Source organism: Pseudomonas sp. MS01C9 (genome assembly GCF_058202755.1).
In genome coordinates this window covers 532,829-553,743 of sequence record NZ_CM177073.1, presented here as the reverse complement: position 1 = coordinate 553,743, position 20,915 = coordinate 532,829, and the positions used below count along the sequence as shown (strand labels likewise).

The following is a 20,915-nucleotide window of genomic DNA, read 5'->3' as shown; positions in this document are numbered from 1 at the left end:
GCACTGCCATCGGATCATCTGCCAAAGGAGGCTTCGAATGGAAACCAGCAAAGGCATCCTGATTACCTTGACCGAGAAAACCGGGACGACTTTCGGGGCGGTGGAGATTGAATTCGTGACCCGCATGACGGGGTTCATCGATGACGACCCGGACACTGAGTTCATCGACTCGATTGTGTCCGCCTACGGCGTCCGGGTGACCAGGACAAACCCGCAAGGTCCCCTCGACAGGGTTTCGGTACATGGAGACATGGACGGGGATAATGACGTTGACGCGGCCGACAGTCAGGCGCTGATCGATCTCGCCATCGCCGCAACCAGGGTGCCCGAACCGGCAGGATAAACCCAGGCCACAGTGACCGCGGTCCGTCAGATACACCGCCATCGCGGGCAAGCCCAGCTCCCATAATGACAGCAGCTTGTCAGATACACCGCGAACCCCTGTGGGAGCGAGCCTGCTCGCGATAGGGCGGCACATCCAGCATCACCGGTTCAGGTAGACCGCATCGCGAGCAGGGCTCGCTCCCACAAAATGTGGCTCTTTCATATTGGGGGGCTTGATAGGACTTTGCTCAGGGCTACGGCCGTTCGGCGATATCCAGGGCGCGGTTCGCCAGCAGTTCGCCCAACTCGACCATCTGCTGGATCCCCAGCGCAAAATGCCGCCGCGAACCCTCCAGCTCGAACGCCAGTTCACTGGCCATGACATTGACCGAGGCCAGGGTCTCGCTGAGGTTGGCCAGCAGGCATTCCATGTCCACGCCTTCTGCCACGGTGAACAACTGGCCCGGTAATGGATTGGTCTTTTCAGGTTTGGGGTCGAGGTAGAAGGCGAGGGCGCGGTCGGCGGCTTCGTTGAGTTTTTTCGAGTCGTCTTCGGGGGGATTGGGGGTGATCTTGAACATGGTGCAGCTCCTGGTTATTCACGTGGGCTGACATTCATCACTTGCAGATGATGGGTGGCAGCTATGCGCGGGTCTGCAAGACCGGGAAACCAGGCACCCGGCAGACCCGAAGGTCTCCCACACACAGCCGCCATGAAACGAACAAAACCGTCTCGATGGGCTTGCGGCTACGCGCCTGGTTTTCGTCGGGCTTGCAGACCCGATCGCTGAAATCAGCGACCCGGAAACAGTAAAAGCCACGAGCCAGGCACACAAGCCGGCGGATTCTGGCGCAGTTGTAGGTAATGGCGCAAGGCGATGTAGCCTCGCTCGGGAGTCCTACATTGCAGCCTCAACAGCACTGAAGCGAACGCAGTTGTGGCGAGGGGATTTATCCCCGCTGGGCTGCGAAGCGGCCCCAATCAACTACCCACAATACACCTGACACACCGAGGTGCCAGCTCTGAGAGCTGCTGGGCAGCCCAGCGGCGATAAATCCCCTCGCCACAGATGTGTGCGGTTTGGGCTTGAGCATTGGGGGACGTTACATCACCCGCCAACCCCCACCCAATGCCTTGTACAACGCCACGCTAGCCTGCACCCGCGCCAATCGCAATTGCACATTCATGTCCTGGGCGGCGTACAGCGTCCGTTGGGTTTCCAGCACCGTGAGCAGGTCTTCTGCGCCGGCCCGGTAGCGGCTCTGGGCGATGTCGAAGGCGGTCTGGGCCTGGTGCAGTTCTTCGGTCTGCCACTGCCGTTGCTGGTCCAGGCCGTCGATGCCGTTCAGGGCTTTCTCGACATCGGCGAAGCCGTTGACGATGGCGGCGCGGTAGAGCTCCAGCAACTCCTCCTGGCGGGCGGTGGCCCTGTCCCGTTCGGCCTTGAGGCGGCCGTTGTTGAAGATCGGCGCGGCCAGGCCGGCGCTGAGGTTGTAGACGTTGTTGCGCAACAGCTGGTCGGCGATGTCGGCGCCGGTGGCCAGGCCCAGGCCCAGGGTCACGGAGGGCAGCATCGCGGCGCGGGCCACGGTGATGTCGGCCTGGGCCGCCGCGAGGCGCGCTTCGGCGGCGGCAATGTCCGGCCGCCGGCGCAGCAGCTCGCTGGGTACCCCGGCGTCGACGGACGGCCAGTTCAGGCGGTCGAAGGGTTCATCCTCGATCCGGATCGACTGCACCGGTTGTCCCAGTAAGGTGGCCAGGGTAATCAGGGCTTCCCGGGCCTGTTGCTGCACTTGGGGCAACCGGCGCTGTTGGGCCGCCACCAGGCTTTTTTGCTGGGACAGCTCCAGGGCCGTGGCGCTGCCGGCGTCGTAACGGGTCTGGACCAACTGGAGCACGTTGTGGGCGTTGGCCAGGTTCAGCTCGGCGATGCGCTGTTGTTCGCGAAGGGACAACGCCTGGGTGTAGCTATTGGCGACCCCGCTGAGCAGGGTCAGCTCCACGGTCGCCTGGTCGAACCGGCTGGCTTGCAGTGTGTTCAGCGCGCTGTCCCGGGCCGCCCGTTTACCGCCCCAGAAGTCCAGCTCGTAGGTGGCGCTGAGGTGGGCATCGTAGTAATCGATGGTGCGGTTGTTCCGGTCCACGTCCAGCTGGCTGTAACCCTGGCCTCGCAGCAATTCCTGGCGGTTGCCGTTGAGCCCGGCGGTGATCTCGGGCAGCAGTGGGGCACCGGCGATCACCGCGCTGGCCTGTGCCTGGCGAACCCTGGCCATGGCGGCGGCCAGGTCGTGGCTGTCCAGGCGCGCCTGTTCGATCAGGCGGTTCAATTGCGTGCTGCCAAATTGCGTCCACCATTGCTGGTTATCTGCGCGAGCATTGGGCGTATGGAGGCTCTGCCAGGCCGGTGGTGGCTGGATGCCGCTGTCCGGCGCTGGCACCGGGCTGGCGCAGGCCGCCAATAGCAGGCTGGCGGCCAGGAGGGTCAGGTGCGCTTTCATAGATTGGGATTCATTCACTGGTGAGGGCCGTGACCGGGTCGAGGCGGGCGGCCTTGCGAGCCGGCATGAAGCCGAAGACGACGCCGGTGACCAGGGCGCAGCCGAAGGCGCCGAACACCGCCAGCCATTCGAAGGCCACGGCGATCCTGCCCAGCAGCAACGCGCCGCCCACCAGCAGGGCCAGGCCGATGCCAGCGAGCCCACCCACCACCGAGAGCATGACCGCTTCGGTGAGGAACTGGCGCAGGATGTCGCGCTGGCGAGCGCCGGTGGCCATGCGGATGCCGATCTCACGGGTCCGCTCGCGCACGGTCATGAGCATGATGTTCATCACGCCGATGCCTCCCACCAGCAGCGAGATCGCAGCAATGGCCCCGAGCATCAGCGACAGCGTGCCCTGGGTCCGGGCTTCGGCCTGGATCATCGCGGCGTTGTTGGTCAGTTCGAAATCCTGCTTGCCGTCGTGCAGGCGCAGCAGGGTCCGGGAAATGGCCTGCTCGGCCTCCTTGACCTTGCCCGCGTCCCGGGCGGCGATCACCACGTATTCGGGATGACGGGTGCCGAACAGCCTGACGCTGGCGGCGGAGTAGGGCACGGCGATGCGGTTGTCGGCGTCCGAATCCCCGGAACTGGCGCCTTTTTCCGCCAGTACGCCGACCACCTGGAACGGCATGTTCTCGATCAGGATATAGCGGCCGATGGGATCGGCGATGTCCTTGAGCAGTTTCTGCCGGACCTTGTGGCCGATCACCGCCACCGCCGCCGCGCCTTGTTCATCGGCGTCGGTGAAATAGCTGCCCTCGGTCACCGGCCAGTTGAAGATCGTCGGGAAATTCGTGTCGTTGCCGCCCACGTAACTGGTGTGGTCGAGGTTGCCGAAACGCACGCTGGCGTTGGCGCCGTTGACCGGCATGATGCGTTGCACCTCGGGCAGGGCGGCGAGGGCCGCCAGGTCATGCTCGCTGATGATGCCCTTGGCGGCGCGTGGAGTGGGCGCGGAGCCGTTGAGGTACATGATGTTGGAGCCGAACGCTCCCATCTGCGCCATGACCTGGCGCTTGCTGCCTTCGCCCACCGCCAGCATCACCACCACCGAGGCCACGCCGATGACGATGCCGAGCAGGGTCAGGGCGGTGCGGAAGCGGTTGATCCACATCACCCGCCACGCCGCCTGTACCGCGTCCACCAGCTCGCCTTTCCAGGCGCCGTTGTGTTCGCTGCCGGCGCTCAGGCGCTGGCGCAGGTCCACGGCCTGCAGTGCTTTCGGGTTGGCTCGCGGCGGTGGCGTATCGGTGCGGGCGCTGTCGCTGATGATCAGCCCGTCGCGGACCTCGATGATGCGTTTGGCCCGGGCCGCGACTTCGCGGTCATGGGTAATCAGGATCACCACATGGCCCTGGCTTGCCAGTTCGTCGAGCAAGGCCATGACCTCGATGCCGCTCTGGCTGTCGAGGGCGCCGGTGGGCTCGTCGGCGAGGATGATGTGCCCGCCGTTCATCAAGGCCCGGGCAATCGACACCCGCTGCTGCTGGCCACCGGACAATTGATGCGGACGGTTGCCGGTGCGGCTGGCCAGGCCCAGGCGTTCGAGCAGGGCGCTGGCCCGGGCGTGACGCTCGGCGGCAGAGGTACCGGCGTAGATGGCCGGCATCTCGACGTTTTCCTGGGCCGTGCCGGACGGGATCAGGTGATAGCCCTGGAACACGAAGCCGAACGCCTCGCGCCGCAACCAGGCCAGTTCATCGCTGCCCAGGCGAGCGACGTCCTCGCCGGCAAAACGGTATTCACCGCTGGTAGGGCGATCGAGGCAACCGAGGATGTTCATCAAGGTGGACTTGCCGGAGCCGGACGCCCCGACGATCGCCAGGAAATCCCCGGCATGGATCGACAGGTCGATGCCGCGCAGCACCTCCACCCGCGGACTGTCGCCGCCACCATAGGCCTTGCGGATGTCCCGCAGTTCGATCAGGGGCGTGTCCATTCAGCCCCCGTTGCCAGCGGCCGGACCGATGAGCACCCGCTCGCCCTCGCTGAGGCCGTCGAGGATCTGGGTGCGCAGGCGATCGCTGACGCCGGTCCGGACGCTGCGTGCCTGGACATCGCCGTTGGCGGCCAGCACCCGCACCTGGCCGGCGTTGTCCTGCAAGGCCGCGGTGGGCACGGTCAACACATCGTGGGCCTGGGCGGCGACGAAGAACACCTGGGCGGTCATTTCGGTCATCAGGGCGCGGTCGGCGTTATCCACATCCAGCAACACGGTATAGAGCACCACCCGCTCGGTGCCGCTGCGCCCTCCCGTGGGGCTGCCGCCCTGGCTGGCTTCCAGCGGGCGCGGCGGCACGGGGAGAATCTGGCGCACGGTGCTGCTCCAGCGCCGGCCGCCCCCCGCCAGGGTGGTGAAGTAGGCGGTCATGCCCGGCTTGACGTGACCGATGTCCGCCTCCGACACCTCGGCCCAGACCGTCATCGGCGACAGCCGGGCGATGCGCAGGATCAGCGGTGTCTGTTGCTGGGCATTGAGGGTCTGGCCTTCCCGGGCCCCGACAGCCACCACAGTGCCGGCCATGGGCGCATAGATGCGGGTATAGCCCAGCTCGGCCTCGTCACTGCGCAGGCTGGCCTGGGCCTGGCGGATCTGGGCCTGGAACATGTCGATGCGGGCCTGGGTCGCGCGCACTTCGGCCTGGGCCGTCTGCACGTCTTCCTCGCGGGTGGCGCCGCCGGCCTTGAGCTGCTGCTGACGGCGGAATTTCTGCTGCGCCAGGTCGTGCTGGGCCCGTTGTTCCTGGAGCTGGGCCTTGAGGTTTTCGATGGAGAAGCGCCCGGCATCCAGCCTGGCCTGTTGCGTGGAAGGATCGATTTCCACCAGCAACTGCCCCTCGCGAACCTCGTCGCCGGCCTCCACGTGGATCTTCTGGATCTGCCCGGAGGCCTGTGCGCCCACATCCACATAACGTCGTGGCTGCAACGTTCCCAGGGCGGTCACGCTGTTTTCGATATCGCCCCGGGTGACGGCGGCGGTGGCCAGGGGGGCGTTATTCGGTACCACCGCCTGCCAGGCGGCGAAGGCCACGGCTGGGAGCACGGCGAAAGTCAGAAGCCAGGCGCGACGGGTGGGGCGGGGACGTTTCATGCAGGGTTCCGGCCGGTGAAATCGGGCCCGTTCCAGGGAGGGCGGGACGGGGGCTGTTCTGGTAAACGAGCGCTTTGGACGGGAATTTACTGGCTTGAAACACTTGGTAGCAGGTTGAAGGGAAGACAACTCGATCGCCGATCCATGGATGTGGTGGTGGCGGGATTTATCTGTGATACAAACGAATGCTTTAAATCTATATGAGAATTACTATAAATTACGCGATTGAATCTGACACCATCGTGCTACCGCCTTTTCGAGCGGGCCGGGTGGCAGAGGGATAGCTGTCGCAGCCATTGCGCACGGGAGTCATGTTGGAAAACTACTATCGCGAGCTGGTGTGTTTCCTGAACGCCAGGCTAGGCAACCGCCAGGCGGCCGAGGATGTGGTGCATGACGCCTATGTGCGGGTGCTGGAGCGTGCCAGCGATACGCCCATCGAACAGCCCCGGGCGTTCCTTTATCGCACGGCGCTGAACCTGGTGATCGACGGGCATCGACGCAATACCCTGCGCCAGGTCGAATCCCTGGATGTGCTCGACAGCGAAGAACGTTTCTTCACACCATCGCCCCATACCAGCCTCGACCATGGCCAGCGCCTGGACATGCTGCAACGTGCCCTGGCCGAACTGCCGCCGCTGTGCCGGGAAAGCTTTTTGCTGCGCAAGCTCGAAGGCCTGTCTCACCCGCAGATCGCCGAGCGCCTGGGCATTTCCCGGGCACTGGTGGAAAAGCACATCGTCAATGCCATGAAACACTGCCGTATCCGCGTCCGGCAGTGGGACAAGGGCTGAACCTCGTCGCGCGTTAAATTTCCTTTCATCGTCCTCGTTACCACTCAACAGCAACTACTGACGACTTGCCGGCCCGGTTGCATGGGCACCGCCGGCCGGTTTTCCCGGCTTTTCGCGCCCTGTTGAGGGGCTTCTCTCCAGAGGACACTGGACATGACACAGGCAACTGCAACGCCCCACGTTCACGATTTGATCGGCATCGGCTTCGGCCCCTCGAACCTGGCGTTGGCCATCGCGTTGCAGGAGCGCGGCCCGGTCCAGGGCGAGCTGGATGTGCTGTTCCTCGACAAGCAGGCCGACTATCGCTGGCACGGCAATACCCTGGTGACCCAGAGCGAGCTGCAGATCTCCTTCCTCAAGGACCTGGTGACCCTGCGCAACCCCACCAGCCCCTATTCGTTCGTCAACTACCTCAAGCAGCACGGTCGCCTGGTGGACTTCATCAACCTGGGCACCTTCTACCCGTGTCGCATGGAGTACAACGACTACCTGCGCTGGGTCGCCGCACAGTTCGCCGGGCAGAGCCGCTACGGCGAGGAAGTGTTGCGTATCGAACCGGTGCTGCAGCACCAGCAGGTCGAAGCCCTGCGGGTGATCTCCCGGGACGAGCAGGGCAAGGAGCGAGTGCGTACCGCCCGCTCGGTGGTGGTGAGCGCCGGTGGCACGCCGCGTATTCCGGCGGCATTCAAGGCGTTCAAGGACGATCGCCGGGTGTTCCACCATTCCCGCTACCTGGAGTGCATGGCGGCCCAGCCTTGTGTGAAAGGCCAGCCCATGAACATCGCCATCATCGGCGGCGGCCAGAGCGCCGCGGAAGCCTTCATCGACCTCAACGACAGTTTTCCTTCGGCGCGGGTCGACATGATCCTGCGCGGCTCGGCCCTCAAGCCGGCCGACGACAGCCCGTTCGTCAACGAAGTGTTCTCGCCGGAGTTCACCGACCTGGTGTTCCAGCAACCCCACAGCGAGCGCGAGCGCCTGATCAACGAGTACCACAACACCAATTATTCGGTGGTGGACATCGACCTGATCGAACGCATCTACGGCATCTTCTATCGGCAGAAAGTCTCCGGCATCGCCCGCCACGCGTTCCGTACCCTCACCACTGTGGAAAAAGCCACCGCCACCGACGCGGGCGTGGAGCTGGCGGTACGCAACAACGCCACCGGCGAGGTGAGCGTGCGTCTCTACGACGCCGTGGTGCTGGCCACGGGATACGAGCGCCAGACGCACCGCACCTTGCTGGCGCCGCTTGCGCAATACCTGGGCGACTTCGAAGTGGACCGCAACTACAAGCTGGTCACCGACGAGCGCTGCAAGGCTGCGATCTATATGCAGGGTTTCTGCCAGGCCAGTCATGGTCTGAGCGATACCTTGCTGTCGATCCTGCCGGTGCGCGCCGATGAGATCGCCGGCTCGCTGTATGAGCATGCCAAGCACCACGACCAGAGCCGCCCGGTACGCGACCAACTGCTGGCCGCGGTGTAGACGACATCAGCGCGATCCCTGTGGGGGCAGGCGGCACCCACAGGTCTTGTTCACGTCTTTTCGGCGGGCCTGGGCCATAAGTCGTTGGCCTCAGGCAGGCAAATCCTCGGAAATTTCCTACACTCAATCCACGCCTGTCACCGTTCGATAGGCGTATGGACGGTTCGCTGTTCCCTCGCATTGGCAGTCTGAACCTATCAGCCGGTCACTCGGGCTCGACCTGAAGCCAGCGGTGCGCCGGGCCGATTTCGCCAAGCGAAACCCCGATTCAGATGATGCAGCTTCTACGCACGGGCCTGGTGGCACTGTTGCTGGGCTCGTTGAGTGTGATGCCACAGGCTGGCGCGGCTCCCGAATGGCTGGAGGTACTCGGGCGCTCTCACGTGGACGATTATTCGGTGTCCCTGGAGGCGGCGGACCAGGCTTGGTTGCGGCAGAAGGGCACGTTGCGGCTGGGGGCCTCGGCGCCGGATTACGCACCCTTCAGCATCACCGGCAATGGCCGCGACTATGAGGGCCTGACCGCCGACTACGCGCAGTTGCTCGGGCAGTTGCTGCAGGTCCAGGTGCGGGTGCTGCGCTATCCGTCCCGTGCCGAATCGCTGCAGGCGCTGCGCGAGGGTGAAATCGACCTGCTCGGCACGGCCAACGGCTTCGAGGCCGACGATCCGGCGCTGGTGATGTCGCGGGCCTACGCCGATGACCTGCCCACCCTGGTGGCCCGCATCGACGACAGCCAGGATCTGCCCCCGGATCTGGCGGGCAAGCGGCTGGCGATGCTCTACCACTATTTGCCACCGGAACGGGTCGAGGCGTTCTATCCCGACGCGACCTTGCAACTGTACCCCTCGACATTGAGTGCCATCGGCGCCGTGGCGTTCGGCCAGGCCGATGTCTATCTGGGGGATTCCATCAGTTCCAACTACCTGATCAGCAAGAATTACCTGAACAACGTCCAACTGGCGGACTTCTCGCGCCTGGAAGTACAGCCGTTCGCCTTTGCCCTCAGGCGCGACAATGCGCGCCTGCTGCGGCTCGTGAACGCGGCGTTGCAAGCCATTCCCACCGGCGAAAACATGGTGATCCAGCGCCGCTGGAGCGCCGGCGGCGCGAGCATGCCAGGCCAGCAGGCGCTGCATTTCAGCGTCGATGAACAGCGTTGGCTGGAGGCCCATCCGCGGATCAGGGTGGTGATCGACGAGAACTTCCTGCCGCTGACGTTCACTGACGAACAAGGTCATTTGCGGGGCATCAGCGCCGATGTGCTGGCCAGGATCAGCTTGCGCACCGGCCTGAAGTTCGATATCCAGCGTGGCAAATCGGTGTACGACCTGATCGACCAGGTCAGGAGTGGCCGGGCCGATGTGTTGGCGGCAATCACCATCAGCACCGGCGCCGAGGATGACGACACGCTGCGTTTCACCCGGCCGTACCTGACCAACCCCTTCGTGCTGGTGACCTCCCTGAAGGGCAAGGCTCCGTTGACCCTCGACCAGATGGAAGGCAAGCGGCTGGCGCTGGTGCGAGGCAATGTCTTGCAGCCCTACCTGCAGGAAACCTTTGCGAAGGTGCAACTGGTGCCTGCGCAAAACGTGCCCGAGGCCATGGCCATGGTCGCCGCCGGTACCGTGGATGGTGCGGTCAATTCGTTGATCAGCGCCCGCTACATGATCTCGCGCCAATACCGCGACCGGTTGCAGGTCACCAGCACCGTGGGCACCTTGCCGGCACGCATTGCCCTGGCGACCCACCGGGATGCGTCGCAGCTGCATGGCATTCTCGACAAGGCGCTGCTGGGCATCTCTCCCGAGGAAATGGACGAGCTGACCAACCGCTGGCGCAGTGAGGTGGTGATCGATGACAGCTACTGGCTGCGCAACCGCACCACCATCGTCCAGGGATTTGCCATCGCCGCGCTGCTGTTGCTGCTGGCCCTGGGCTGGGTCGCTTATCTGCGGCGGTTGCTGGAGCAATTGCGTGTGGCCAAGGCCAGCGCCGACGACGCCAATCGGGCCAAGACCACGTTCGTGGCAACCATGAGCCATGAAATCCGCACGCCAATGAACGCGGTGATCGGCATGCTGGAGCTGGCGCAGAAAAAAGCCGAACAAGGCGTCGTGGACCGGGAGGCTATCGAGGTCGCTTCCGGGGCGGCCCATGGCTTGCTGGATCTGATCGGCGACATCCTCGACATCGCCCGTATCGAGTCAGGGCGCCTGTCCCTAGCGCCGGAACGGGCCAACCTGCGGCAGTTGGTCGAGTCGGTGGCGCGGATGTTCGAAGGCCTGGCGCGACACAAGCACCTGGACCTGCCCCAGGACCTGGGCGAGGCGGCCAATCGCGATGTGCTGATCGATCCGTTGCGCTTCAAGCAGATCGTCTCGAACCTGCTGGGCAATGCCATCAAGTTCACCGACCGGGGACAGGTGCGCCTGAGCCTGCAGGCCGAGCCAGGGCCTGACGGTGAGCGCCTGGATATTCGCCTGCGGATCGAAGACACCGGTTGCGGGATCGCCCGCCAAGACCAGGAGCAGCTGTTTCGCCCTTTCACCCAGGCCCCTCACTCGCGCCAGTCGGCTCGCAGCGGGGCCGGGCTGGGATTGGTCATCAGCCGCACCTTGTGCGAAATGATGGGCGGTAGCCTGACACTGGAGAGTGCGCCGGGGCAGGGGACTCAGGTGGAGGTGCGCCTGAGCCTGCCCTTGCTCGACGCCCTGGCGCCGGTTCCCAAGCTGGAGGTCGAGCCGGCGACGTCGGCCCGGCGGCTGGACATTCTGGTGGTGGACGACCACCCGGCCAACCGTCTGCTGCTGTCCCGGCAGTTGAGCTACCTGGGGCATCGGGTCGAGGTGGCCGAGGACGGTGTCCAGGGGCTGCGCGCCTGGCGCGACGGACACTTCGACGCGGTCATCAGCGACTGCAACATGCCGTCGATGAACGGCTATGAACTGGCCCGGGCCATTCGCGCCGACGAGCGCATCCGAGGCCAGGCGCCAGCAGTGATCCTGGGGTTCACGGCCAATGCCCAGCGCGAGGAAAAGGACCGCTGCGTCGAAGCCGGGATGGATGATTGCCTGTTCAAGCCCATCGGTCTCACGGCGCTGAGGGCGCGCCTGGAGGACGTCATCGATGCCCGGGCCGGCGGGACGGAGTCCTCCGCGGCCATCGACGACCTCGACTTGAGCAGCCTTGAAGAACTGACGGGGGGCGACACCGCTTCGCTCAGGGAGCTGCTGGGCACCTTGCTGCGCAGCAATACCGACGACGAGGCACATCTGGTGCACCTGGCAGACCGCCGCGATGTGCCTGGGCTCGCGGACCTGGCGCATCGGATCAAGGGCGGGGCGCGGATGATCCAGGCACAACACCTGATCGCCGCCTGCGAAGCCCTGGAGGATGCCTGCCGAAGCGCCGACGCCTCATCGGTGGCCAGTGCGGTGGAGGATGTGCGCCAGGCCATGGAGCAACTGGCCCAACGTCTGCAGGACCATCTGGCGGGAGGAACCGCCCGTGCCGGACCGCGAAGCGATACCGGCGGTTTTTTGCGCGAATGACATGGCAATCCTTGCGTCGGGGATGGCTTTTTCCGACTCTTTTTAGGACTCGTCCTACAGCGCCCCCGAAAAGCTTCCTCTAGCCTGACGCCCCTTAACGTTCACGAGCCGGCTTCTGGCACTTTGTACGAAAGTCGCGCAGGCACTTTCGGTACGAAGCCTAGCCGTCGCGTTGTCATTGGGATGCCTTGTCATGCCGAACAAAGCACTACGTATCATGATTGCCGATACACAACATTCTCATCGGATGAGGCTCGAGTTCCTGTTCAACCAGCAGGGCTATTACCGCATTGCCCCCGTGAGCCACGCGCAGGAACTGATGACACTGGTGGAGTACACCAGCGAGCCGTTCGACCTGCTTGTCGTCGATGCCTGCCTGGCAGACGGCGTGCTGCAACTGCCCGGTCTTTTCCTCGACAACCCCCAGCTGCGTCACGGGCTGATCTACAACACCCGCCAGGCCGGGCTGTTGTCGGTTCCGGTCTCGCGTCGCTCCAGTGTGCAGCTGCATCCTGCGCCACTGCCCGACCTGGCTTCACTGGCGCGCCTGATGGAACAGGTCGATCCCCAGGAACACGGGGTGGGGCAGACCTGGAGAAGCTCCGCCATCCAGGGGCTCGGCGGCTGATCTCGACCATTGGTCGGGACTGTCAGACCTGACAGGTGGCCCGGCCTGCCGCCTGTGCAAGAGTCCGGTGCAGTCATGGCATCGGTGTCGTCAATTCATCTGGGGAATAGCCTTGAAGAACGTGTTGATCGTGGATGACCATCCTGTCATACGGGGGGCGCTGCGGCTGATTTGCCAGAACGAAGGGTTTTCACGCGTCAGAGACGCCAGCGGCGTGGCCGATGCCAGGGCGCTCATCAAGGAAAGTGCGCCGGACCTGGTGATTCTGGACCTGGTGATGAATGGTTTCGATGGCCTGGACCTGCTGGTCTGGATCATGGCCCAGCACCCCGAATGCGCGGTGCTGGTATTCACCTCCCAGGATGCCCAGCACTTCTGTAACCGTTGCATCTCGGCGGGAGCGAGGGGCTTCGTGACCAAGCGAAGCGACCTGAAGGAACTGGCCAAGGCGCTGCACGCCTTGAAGTCCGGTTATTCCTATTTCCCCCAGATGCCTGTCCGGCTCGACCTGCGGCAGCGCACCGAACAGCAGGCCCTGGAAAGCCTTTCCACCCGGGAGCTGTCCATCCTGCGGATGCTCGCCATGGGCATGCGGGGCAAGGATGTGGCCGAATCCCTGTTCCTGAGCCCGAAGACCGTCAGCACCTACAAGACCCGTCTGCTGGAAAAGCTGGGCTTGAAGACCCTGGTGGGGTTGTCGGATTTTGCCAAGCGCAATCACCTGTAAACCGTGATCGTCCTTCAGGTAGAACGCTGAGGCTGGTTTTTGCAGCCTAGCGGATCGACGGTGTGGCTTTTAATCTGTCTCCATGGCTTGGCCCTACCGGATTTGGAGACGCAGCATGAAAAGCATCATCGGCCTTTACACCAGCCCCCGGCCCCATTGGGTCGGCGACGGTTTCCCGGTTCGTACCCTGTTTTCCTACGACAGCCTGGGCGAGCACATCAGCCCGTTTCTGCTGCTGGACCACGCGGCCCCGACCGAATTTTCCCCTACCCGGGAGCGCCGCGGAGTCGGCCAGCATCCGCACCGGGGATTCGAAACCGTGACCATCGTCTATCAGGGCGAACTGGAACACCGGGACTCCACCGGCAGTGGGGGCAGGATCGGCCTGGGTGACGTGCAGTGGATGACCGCCGGATCCGGCATCCTTCATGAGGAGTTTCATTCCCAAGCCTTCGCCCGCCAGGGTGGGACCATGGAAATGGTCCAGCTGTGGGTCAACCTGCCCGCCAAGGACAAGATGGCGCCGGCCGGCTACCAGACCCTCGTCGCCGGCGAGATCCCGGATATCGCCCTCAAAGGCGACGCCGGCCGCCTGCGCCTGATTGCCGGCACCTTCGAAGGGCAGCAGGGGCCGGCGAAGACCTTCACCCCGATCGACGTCTGGGACATCCGCTTGAACGCTGGCAAAAGCCTGGACCTGGACCTACATGAGGGACGCAATGTCGCGCTGGTGGTGCTGCGCGGTGCGGTCTCGCTCAACGGTCGCGAGCGGGCCGAGGCCGGGCAGCTGGCTCTGTTCGACCGGGCGGGAGACCGGATGACCCTGCAAGCCAGCGAGGATGCGGTGGTGCTGTTGCTCAGCGGCGAGCCCATCGACGAACCCATCGTCGGCCATGGTCCGTTCGTGATGAACAGCGAGCAGGAGATTCTCCAGGCCTTCACCGACTTCCACGCCGGGCGCTTCGGCCAGATGGACGACTGACTGGCGCATGCGATGGACGGGGCTGGTGGCTTTGCTCACCCGCCCTGGATCCCTTGTGGGACGGGCTTGCTGGCCAAACCACGACATCGGTGGACTTGCTTGTCGAAATGTTGCCCTCGTCGCGAGCGGGCCCGCTGGCACAAAAGTTTGTGGCGTGTGCAATTTGTGCCAATCTTCGCTCCAATGATTTCCTGGAGCTGTCCCGATGCTGTCTCTGATCACCGATCATCCGATGCTCTGCGCCCTGGTGCTGCTCGTGCTGGACCTGCTGTTGTGGCGGCTGGTCAGTACGCAGCGGACCTACTGGAAAATCGGTGGTCGCCTGGTGATTTTTTCGTTGTTCAGCATGCTGCTGTTCAACGAGGGGCTCAATCCGATGGTGCCGGCGCCCTGGGGCGACGATGTGCCGCGGCATCTGGCGGCCACCGGTCTGCAGATTGCCTGGTGGCTGTTCGCCGCGCGGACCCTGACGGTGATGATCGGCGCGGCGATGATGCAGCGGGTCGGGCACACCGGACGCTTGCTGCAGGATCTGCTGGGTGCGGTGATCTTCCTGATCGCCGTCATCGCGGCCCTGGCCTACGTGCTGGACCTGCCGGTCAAGGGCGTACTGGCGACATCCGGCGCGATGGCGATCATTGTCGGCCTCGCGTTGCAAAGCACCCTCAGCGATGTGTTTTCCGGGATCGTGCTCAATACCACCAAGCCCTATCAGCTCGATGACTGGATCTCCATCGACGGCACCGAAGGCCGCGTCACCGACATCGACTGGCGCGCCACGCGGTTGCAGACGGCCCAGGGCAGCATGGCGGTGATTCCCAACTCCCTGGCGGCCAAGGCCAAGATCGTCAACTTCAGCCGGCCCAGCGATGTGCACGGTCTTTCCATCAGCGTCCCGGTCAGCCCCCACGCCCGACCGCAGAAAGTGATCGAGGCGCTGGAGCGCGCCATGATCGGCTGCCGCGCATTGCTCTCCAGCCCGGCGCCCTGCGTGACCCTCAAGAGCACCGGCAGCGCCGGGGCGGAATATGAGATCAGCGGGTTCGTGGCCTCCATGAGCCAGAAGCGCGAGGTGCGCAATCAACTGTTCGACCTGGCGTTCCGGCATCTTCGGGCTTCGGGCATCAGCCTGCTCTCCACCAGCGAGAACACTGCCGCCGCCGGTACGTCGCGGCCCCGGGCCCTGCTGGACAGTTCGAGCATTTTCGCCACATTGCGCCCGGAGGAAAAAGACACCTTCAGCCAGAACATGACCCTGCAGACCTTCCGCGCCGGGGACATGATCCTGCCCGCCGGGGAGGTCAGCGACCATCTGTTCATCATCGAGTCGGGGGTGGTCAGCGTGACCCTGGTGCGCAATGGCCAGGTACTCGAAGGCGGACGCATGGGGCCAGGGGAGGTGATTGGCGAAGCGGGAATCGTCTCCGACCAGGCCGCCCTGGCCAACTTCACGGCCAAGACGTTCTGCTCCCTGTATCGCATCGAGAAGAGCTACCTCAAGCCGTGCCTCGACGCTCGCCATGACATTGCCGATGCGATGAAGAACCTGCTGGACGTGCGCACCCACCTGGCCCAGAACCTGACGCGGGAGATGCCCAAGCCCGTCGCCAAGAAACGCTTCCTGCAATGGTTGCGCAGCCGCGCCTGAACAGGTCCTGAAGTCGGGGCCCCCTGAGGCGAGGAGATTTATCCCCGCTGGACTGCGAAGCAGGCCCATACGGTTGAGCAGGGCGTCTGCTTCGCAGCCGTGCGGGGATAACTCCCGTCGCCACAGGGACAATCATCTTCGATGCCCATTGGCCACCCGAACTTCCCAATAATTGGCTATTTGTACGGCGCCACCGCAAGGCTAACGTAGCGCCACACCCAATCGTTCTGGAGTTCACCATGCAACCGCGCATCGATTTTTATACCGCTTCCCCGGACGCCTTCAAGGCCATGATGGCCCTGGAAACCGCCGTTTCGAAACTGGGCCTGGAAAAATCCCTGCTGGAACTGGTCAAGCTGCGTTCCTCGCAGATCAATGGCTGCGCCTTCTGCATCGACATGCACACCGCCGATGCCCGCAAGGACGGTGAGACCGAGCGGCGCCTGTACGCCGTGACCGCCTGGCGCGAAGCACCGTTCTTCACCGGCCGCGAACGCGCCGCACTGGCCTGGACCGAAGCCCTGACCCGCCTGAGCGACACCCACGCGCCCGATGCCGACTATGCGCTGCTGAGCGAACACTTCTCCCCCAAGGAAATGGTCGACCTGACGGTGGCGATCAACACCATCAACGGCTGGAACCGCCTGGCGGTGGGCTTTCGCAAGATGCCTGAAGCCTAGTCGAACGCAAAGAGACCGGTGGGAGCGAGCCGGCTCGCGATGGGGTAGGGCATTCAATGTTGAATTGACTGTCAAGCTGCCATCGCGAGCAGGCTCGCTGCCATAGGACATTCTCGATTCTGAAAGCTTCGGACGACAGGCAGTGCAATAGGTTTGCTTCAGCTTAATGGGAAGAATTACTATTCACATCCCGTTTCCGCAGCGCGCCGTAATGACCCCCAAGTTGCCCCGCTTATCCGGTTTTTTCGAGCATTACGAAGAGTTGATCGGAACCTGGACCCGGCGCCTGCGCAATCGCGAGCAGGCCGAGGACCTGGCCCACGATACCTTCGTGCGGGTACTCGAGGCCGATTCGGCGGGGGTCGAGCAACCCCGGGCCTACTTGCACCAGACGGCGCGCAACATTGCAGTGGATGGCTATCGGCGCGAAGATCGACGGGGCGCCATGGAGGAGGCGGCGATCGATTTCAGTCAGTCGCTTTCCAGCGACCCGGAGCATTTCATGCACGCGATCCAGCTGGCGGACTCCATCGAACGGGCGCTTGCCGAGCTGCCAGCCAACTGCCGTACGGTGTTTGTCTGGCAGAAGATCGAAGGCCTGACCCAGGCGGAAATCGCCGAGCGCCTGGGGCTGTCAAAAAACATGGTGGAAAAGTATATGATCCGCACCCTGCGGCATCTGCGCGATCACCTGGACGGGCCTGGGCAATGATCCGCCGTCGTCTTGCACTGCAACCCGCTCACCTGAACCCGAGGACCTTCCATGATGGATAGCCGTGATTGCCCGTGTGGGCAGAACCGGGTTCGCGACGAAGCGGCGCAATGGTTCGTGCGCCTGCAAGCGCCGGTCATGGGGGTGGAGGAGCGTCGGCGCTTCGATGCCTGGCTGGACGAACACCCCAACCACCGAGATGAAATCCAGTTGCTGCAAGGCATCTGGAGCGCCACGGACCTGCTGCCCCGCGAGCGCCTGCAGGCCTTGTGCGCGCCCCCGGCCAAACGTCCCGCGCGCCGGCCGTTGCTGCGCTATGCCGTGGCCGCCGGACTACTGGCGGTGACGATCGGGCTGGGGCTGTTCAGCGGCCTGGGTTCTACCACCGACTACAGCGCAGAGTTTGCCACTGCCCTTGGCGAACGCCGGCACATCGCGCTACCGGACGGCTCGCTGATCGATCTCAATAGTCGCAGCCGAGTACGTATCCAGTTCGTGCATCATCAGCGCCGGGTGGAGTTGATCGAAGGGCAAGCGTTGTTTCGTGTCGAGCATGACGTCGGCCGGCCTTTTACCGTCGAAGCGGGCAACGGCCAGGTGACAGTGACCGGAACACGCTTCGACGTGCGCCGTGATGTCGACAAGACCCGGGTCGCGGTAGAGCAGGGCAGCGTCAAGGTCCAGGGGCGCGATCTGTCCCAGGCCAGCTTTGTCAGCCTGACGGCCGGCCTGGGTACCCAGATCGACGCCCAGGGCAAGGTGGCCACGCCCTATGCGATCGATGCCGATGCGCTCACCGCCTGGCGCAATGGCAAGCTGGTGTTCAACAACGCCTCGTTGAACGAGGTGGCCGAAGAGGTTTCCCGTTATCGCGCCAAACCCTTGCGGGTGGGCAGCGCGGCGGTGGGCAACCTGCGCTTGACCAGCGTGTTCCGTTCCGACAATCCCGAGGCGTTGCTCAAGGCCCTGCCGGACATCCTGCCGGTGGCCGTGCGAACCCTGGACGACGGTAGCCAGGAAATAGTTGCGCGCCAGGTTCTGCCTGAAAAGCCTTGATACTCGTTCATGCCGCGTTGAAAACCGGCTCGTGCGCGAGTCCGATCGCCATGCTCATTTACTCCAGTAAAGTCGAGCGCGACCCTGGCCGTTCCTCGCCGGTTTTCGCCTTGCCTACCTGCCCAAGATTTTTCAAACAGAGCCTGGATTCAGGTTTTTTTCGAGTTCTTCGTCTACTTGTCCAACTGCAACTGGTTTGTATTAACAGACGCGTATTCTTGCGATTCGACAGGACAAGGTTCGACGTGAAAACTTTTGCTAAAAACAACAAACGCCGCCAACCCCGCTGGTTGCCACTGGCCTTGACGTTGGCCGTTAACGCCGCGGTTCCCCAGGTTCTTGCCGATCAGGCGGCCAGTAGCATCCATATCCAGGCCCAGCCGCTGGGCCAGGCCTTGAGCCAGCTGGCCCAGCAGACCTCGTTGCAGGTGTTCTTCAGCCCCGAGCTGGTGGCTGGCAAGCAGGCGCCGGCGGTGGAAGGCAACCTGTCCCCGGAAGCGGCCCTGCGCCAGCTGCTGCAGGGCAGCGGCCTGCAGTACCAGCTCAATGACGGTTCGGTGACGGTGCTGCCGGCGCCTTCGGCCACCAACGGTGGCCCGCTGGAGCTGGGCGCCACGGACATCCAGGTGGTGGGCGACTGGCTCGGCGATGCCAATGCCGAAGTAGTGCAGAACCATCCTGGCGCACGCACGGTGATCCGCCGCGAAGCGATGCAAGAGCAGGGCGCCATGAACGTCGGCGATGTCCTGCGGCGTGTGCCCGGTGTGCAAGTGCAGGACGCCAATGGCACCGGCGGCAGCGATATTTCCCTCAACGTCGGTGTACGAGGCCTGACCTCGCGCCTGTCGCCGCGCTCCACGGTGTTGATCGACGGCGTCCCGGCAGCGTTCGCGCCTTACGGTCAGCCGCAATTGTCCATGGCGCCGATTTCCTCGGGCAACCTGGACAGCATCGATGTGGTACGCGGCGCTGGCTCCGTGCGCTACGGGCCGCAGAACGTCGGCGGGGTCATCAACTTCGTGACCCGGGCGATTCCGGAAAAGGCCACCGGTGAAATCGGCACCACGCTGGAAACTTCCCAGCGCGGCGGCTGGAAACATATCGACACGGCATTCCTCGGCGGTACGGCCGACAATGGCATGGGCGCCGCGCTCCTGTATTCCAGCGTGAACGGCAACGGCTATCGCCGCAGCAATAATGGCAACGACATCGACGACGTGATCCTCAAGACCCACTGGGCGCCTACCGAGGTGGACGATTTCTCCCTGAATTTCCATTACTACGACGCCAAGGCCGATATGCCGGGCGGCCTGAACCAGGCGCAATATGACGCCGACCCGTATCAGTCCGACCGCGACTGGGACACTTTCGCCGGCCGGCGCAAGGACGTTTCCTTCAAGTGGATCCGGGAAATCAGCGAACGCACCCAGGCCGAGGTGCTGACCTATTACTCCGACAGCTACCGTGGCAGCACCATCGCCTCTCGGGATCAACGCAACCTGGTGTCTTACCCGCGCACCTATTACACCTTTGGCATCGAGCCGCGGGTGTCCCATGTGTTCGACCTGGGCCCCACGACCCAGGAGGCCAGCGTGGGGTATCGCTACCTCAAGGAGGGCATGCACGAAGAGGCCAGTCGCCTGGCGTTGCGTGATAACCAGCCAGTGGTGCGTCCGGGGGCCGATGGCCATGTCTATCAGGACCGTACCGGAGGCACCGAGGCCCATGCGGTCTACGTCGATGACAAGATCGATATCGGCAAATGGACCATCACCCCGGGTATCCGCTTCGAAAGCATCAGCACCGAATGGCACGACCGCCCGGTGCTCGACAACGCCGGCCGTCCCGTGCAGGAAAAGCGCCGCAGCATCGACAGCAACGAGCCGCTGCCGGCCCTGAGCGTGATGTATCACCTGTCCGATGCGTGGAAGCTGTTCGCCAACTACGAGACGTCCTTCGGCAGCCTGCAGTATTTCCAGCTCGGCCAGGGCGGCGTGGGCAACGACACGGCCAATGGCCTGAGCCCGGAAAAGGCCAAGACCTACGAGATCGGTACGCGCTACAACGATGAGGTGTGGGGCGGGGAAGTGACGCTGTTCTACATCGACTTCGACGATGAGCTGCAATACATCAGCAACGATGTGGGCTGGACCAACATGGGCGCCACCAAGCACCAGGGCCTGGAAGCTTCGGTGCGCTACGACCTGGCCGCCCTGGACCCGCGTCTCGAGGGCTTGAGCGCCAACGCCGGTTTCACCTACACCCGGGCGACCTATGAAGGCCAGATCCCGAGCTTCAAGGGGCGTGACCTGCCGTTCTACTCGCGCCAGGTGGCAAACGTGGGCTTGCGCTACGACGTCAATCGCTGGACGTACAACCTCGATGCGTTTGCCCAGTCCAAGCAACGCTCGCCCGGAAACAACGTGAACCCCGACGGCAGTTTCAGCGACAACTACATCACCGACGGCACCGCCGACGGGCAGTTTGGCGACATGCCTGGCTACGTGCTGTGGAACGTGCGGGCCGGCTATGACTTTGGCGAGCAGCTGTCGAACCTGAAACTCGGCGCCGGGGTGAAGAACCTCTTCGACCACCAGTACTACACCCGTTCGAGCGACAACAACTCGGGGATCTACGTGGGGGCGCCGCGGACGTTCTTCGTGCAGGCCAGCGTGGGGTTCTGATGAGAA

At 63.9% G+C, this 20,915-nt stretch carries 16 protein-coding genes; 12 read left to right on the top strand and 4 right to left on the bottom strand.

Annotation, left to right across the window (positions count from 1 at the left end; all coding sequences use genetic code 11):
* Positions 1–37 precede the first annotated feature (37 nt).
* A complete protein-coding gene (locus AC1M7R_RS02600; RefSeq protein ID WP_076406549.1) occupies positions 38–343 on the top strand; it encodes a hypothetical protein in 306 nt (101 codons plus the stop codon).
* 235 nt (positions 344–578) lie between these two features.
* On the opposite strand, the gene AC1M7R_RS02595 is transcribed toward AC1M7R_RS02600, so the two are convergent.
* From AC1M7R_RS02595 to AC1M7R_RS02580, 4 genes are all read right to left on the bottom strand, one after another.
* Positions 579–905: a DUF6124 family protein gene (locus tag AC1M7R_RS02595; RefSeq protein ID WP_072392118.1), complete on the bottom strand. Its 327-nt coding sequence runs from the start codon at positions 903–905 to the stop codon at positions 579–581.
* A gap of 523 nt (positions 906–1,428) precedes the next feature.
* A complete protein-coding gene (locus AC1M7R_RS02590) occupies positions 1,429–2,823 on the bottom strand; it encodes an efflux transporter outer membrane subunit (protein WP_092180095.1) in 1,395 nt (464 codons plus the stop codon).
* A gap of 10 nt (positions 2,824–2,833) precedes the next feature.
* Entirely contained in the window at positions 2,834–4,804 is a 1,971-nt protein-coding gene (locus AC1M7R_RS02585; RefSeq protein ID WP_092180093.1) for a MacB family efflux pump subunit, read from the bottom strand.
* The gene (locus AC1M7R_RS02580) at positions 4,805–5,956 is read right to left on the bottom strand and encodes an efflux RND transporter periplasmic adaptor subunit (protein WP_490610219.1); all 1,152 of its coding nucleotides are present in this window, start codon (positions 5,954–5,956) and stop codon (positions 4,805–4,807) included. It lies immediately after the preceding gene.
* 311 nt (positions 5,957–6,267) lie between these two features.
* On the opposite strand from AC1M7R_RS02580, the gene AC1M7R_RS02575 reads away from it, so the two are divergent.
* From AC1M7R_RS02575 to AC1M7R_RS02525, 11 genes are all read left to right on the top strand, one after another.
* Complete coding sequence (locus AC1M7R_RS02575; protein ID WP_072392130.1) at positions 6,268–6,750, top strand: sigma-70 family RNA polymerase sigma factor; 483 nt, start codon at positions 6,268–6,270, stop codon at positions 6,748–6,750.
* 153 nt (positions 6,751–6,903) lie between these two features.
* Complete coding sequence (locus tag AC1M7R_RS02570; protein ID WP_072392133.1) at positions 6,904–8,238, top strand: lysine N(6)-hydroxylase/L-ornithine N(5)-oxygenase family protein; 1,335 nt, start codon at positions 6,904–6,906, stop codon at positions 8,236–8,238.
* Positions 8,239–8,510: 272 nt separating this feature from the next.
* Positions 8,511–11,792: an ATP-binding protein gene (locus tag AC1M7R_RS02565; RefSeq protein WP_341965486.1), complete on the top strand. Its 3,282-nt coding sequence runs from the start codon at positions 8,511–8,513 to the stop codon at positions 11,790–11,792.
* A gap of 193 nt (positions 11,793–11,985) precedes the next feature.
* On the top strand, positions 11,986–12,420 hold the full coding sequence (locus tag AC1M7R_RS02560; protein WP_072392139.1) for an ANTAR domain-containing protein: 435 nt from the start codon (positions 11,986–11,988) through the stop codon (positions 12,418–12,420).
* Positions 12,421–12,532: 112 nt separating this feature from the next.
* The gene (locus AC1M7R_RS02555; protein WP_072392142.1) at positions 12,533–13,147 is read left to right on the top strand and encodes a response regulator transcription factor; all 615 of its coding nucleotides are present in this window, start codon (positions 12,533–12,535) and stop codon (positions 13,145–13,147) included.
* Positions 13,148–13,262: 115 nt separating this feature from the next.
* Positions 13,263–14,129, top strand: a complete 867-nt coding sequence (locus tag AC1M7R_RS02550; RefSeq protein ID WP_165887365.1) for a pirin family protein — start codon at positions 13,263–13,265, stop codon at positions 14,127–14,129.
* 205 nt (positions 14,130–14,334) lie between these two features.
* A complete protein-coding gene (locus AC1M7R_RS02545) occupies positions 14,335–15,777 on the top strand; it encodes a mechanosensitive ion channel family protein (protein WP_072392149.1) in 1,443 nt (480 codons plus the stop codon).
* 239 nt (positions 15,778–16,016) lie between these two features.
* Complete coding sequence (locus AC1M7R_RS02540; RefSeq protein ID WP_072459415.1) at positions 16,017–16,457, top strand: carboxymuconolactone decarboxylase family protein; 441 nt, start codon at positions 16,017–16,019, stop codon at positions 16,455–16,457.
* Positions 16,458–16,668: 211 nt separating this feature from the next.
* Positions 16,669–17,169 (top strand): sigma-70 family RNA polymerase sigma factor, encoded by a 501-nt coding sequence (locus AC1M7R_RS02535; protein ID WP_072392155.1) that lies wholly within the window; start codon positions 16,669–16,671, stop codon positions 17,167–17,169.
* A gap of 51 nt (positions 17,170–17,220) precedes the next feature.
* Positions 17,221–18,225, top strand: coding sequence for a FecR family protein (locus tag AC1M7R_RS02530; protein WP_072392158.1), 1,005 nt, complete (start codon positions 17,221–17,223; stop codon positions 18,223–18,225).
* Positions 18,226–18,470: 245 nt separating this feature from the next.
* Positions 18,471–20,909: a TonB-dependent siderophore receptor gene (locus AC1M7R_RS02525; protein ID WP_072392161.1), complete on the top strand. Its 2,439-nt coding sequence runs from the start codon at positions 18,471–18,473 to the stop codon at positions 20,907–20,909.
* Positions 20,910–20,915: the final 6 nt, after the last annotated feature.

Excerpts from the sequence above, each read along its gene's own strand:
- AC1M7R_RS02600 (WP_076406549.1), top strand. The coding sequence starts at position 38 with ATGGAAACCAGCAAAGGCATCCTGATTACCTTGACCGAGAAAACCGGG.
- AC1M7R_RS02595 (WP_072392118.1), bottom strand. The coding sequence starts at position 905 with ATGTTCAAGATCACCCCCAATCCCCCCGAAGACGACTCGAAAAAACTC.
- AC1M7R_RS02590 (WP_092180095.1), bottom strand. The coding sequence starts at position 2,823 with ATGAAAGCGCACCTGACCCTCCTGGCCGCCAGCCTGCTATTGGCGGCC.
- AC1M7R_RS02585 (WP_092180093.1), bottom strand. The coding sequence starts at position 4,804 with ATGGACACGCCCCTGATCGAACTGCGGGACATCCGCAAGGCCTATGGT.
- AC1M7R_RS02580 (WP_490610219.1), bottom strand. The coding sequence starts at position 5,956 with ATGAAACGTCCCCGCCCCACCCGTCGCGCCTGGCTTCTGACTTTCGCC.
- AC1M7R_RS02575 (WP_072392130.1), top strand. The coding sequence starts at position 6,268 with ATGTTGGAAAACTACTATCGCGAGCTGGTGTGTTTCCTGAACGCCAGG.
- AC1M7R_RS02570 (WP_072392133.1), top strand. The coding sequence starts at position 6,904 with ATGACACAGGCAACTGCAACGCCCCACGTTCACGATTTGATCGGCATC.
- AC1M7R_RS02565 (WP_341965486.1), top strand. The coding sequence starts at position 8,511 with ATGATGCAGCTTCTACGCACGGGCCTGGTGGCACTGTTGCTGGGCTCG.
- AC1M7R_RS02560 (WP_072392139.1), top strand. The coding sequence starts at position 11,986 with ATGCCGAACAAAGCACTACGTATCATGATTGCCGATACACAACATTCT.
- AC1M7R_RS02550 (WP_165887365.1), top strand. The coding sequence starts at position 13,263 with ATGAAAAGCATCATCGGCCTTTACACCAGCCCCCGGCCCCATTGGGTC.
- AC1M7R_RS02545 (WP_072392149.1), top strand. The coding sequence starts at position 14,335 with ATGCTGTCTCTGATCACCGATCATCCGATGCTCTGCGCCCTGGTGCTG.
- AC1M7R_RS02540 (WP_072459415.1), top strand. The coding sequence starts at position 16,017 with ATGCAACCGCGCATCGATTTTTATACCGCTTCCCCGGACGCCTTCAAG.
- AC1M7R_RS02535 (WP_072392155.1), top strand. The coding sequence starts at position 16,669 with ATGACCCCCAAGTTGCCCCGCTTATCCGGTTTTTTCGAGCATTACGAA.
- AC1M7R_RS02530 (WP_072392158.1), top strand. The coding sequence starts at position 17,221 with ATGATGGATAGCCGTGATTGCCCGTGTGGGCAGAACCGGGTTCGCGAC.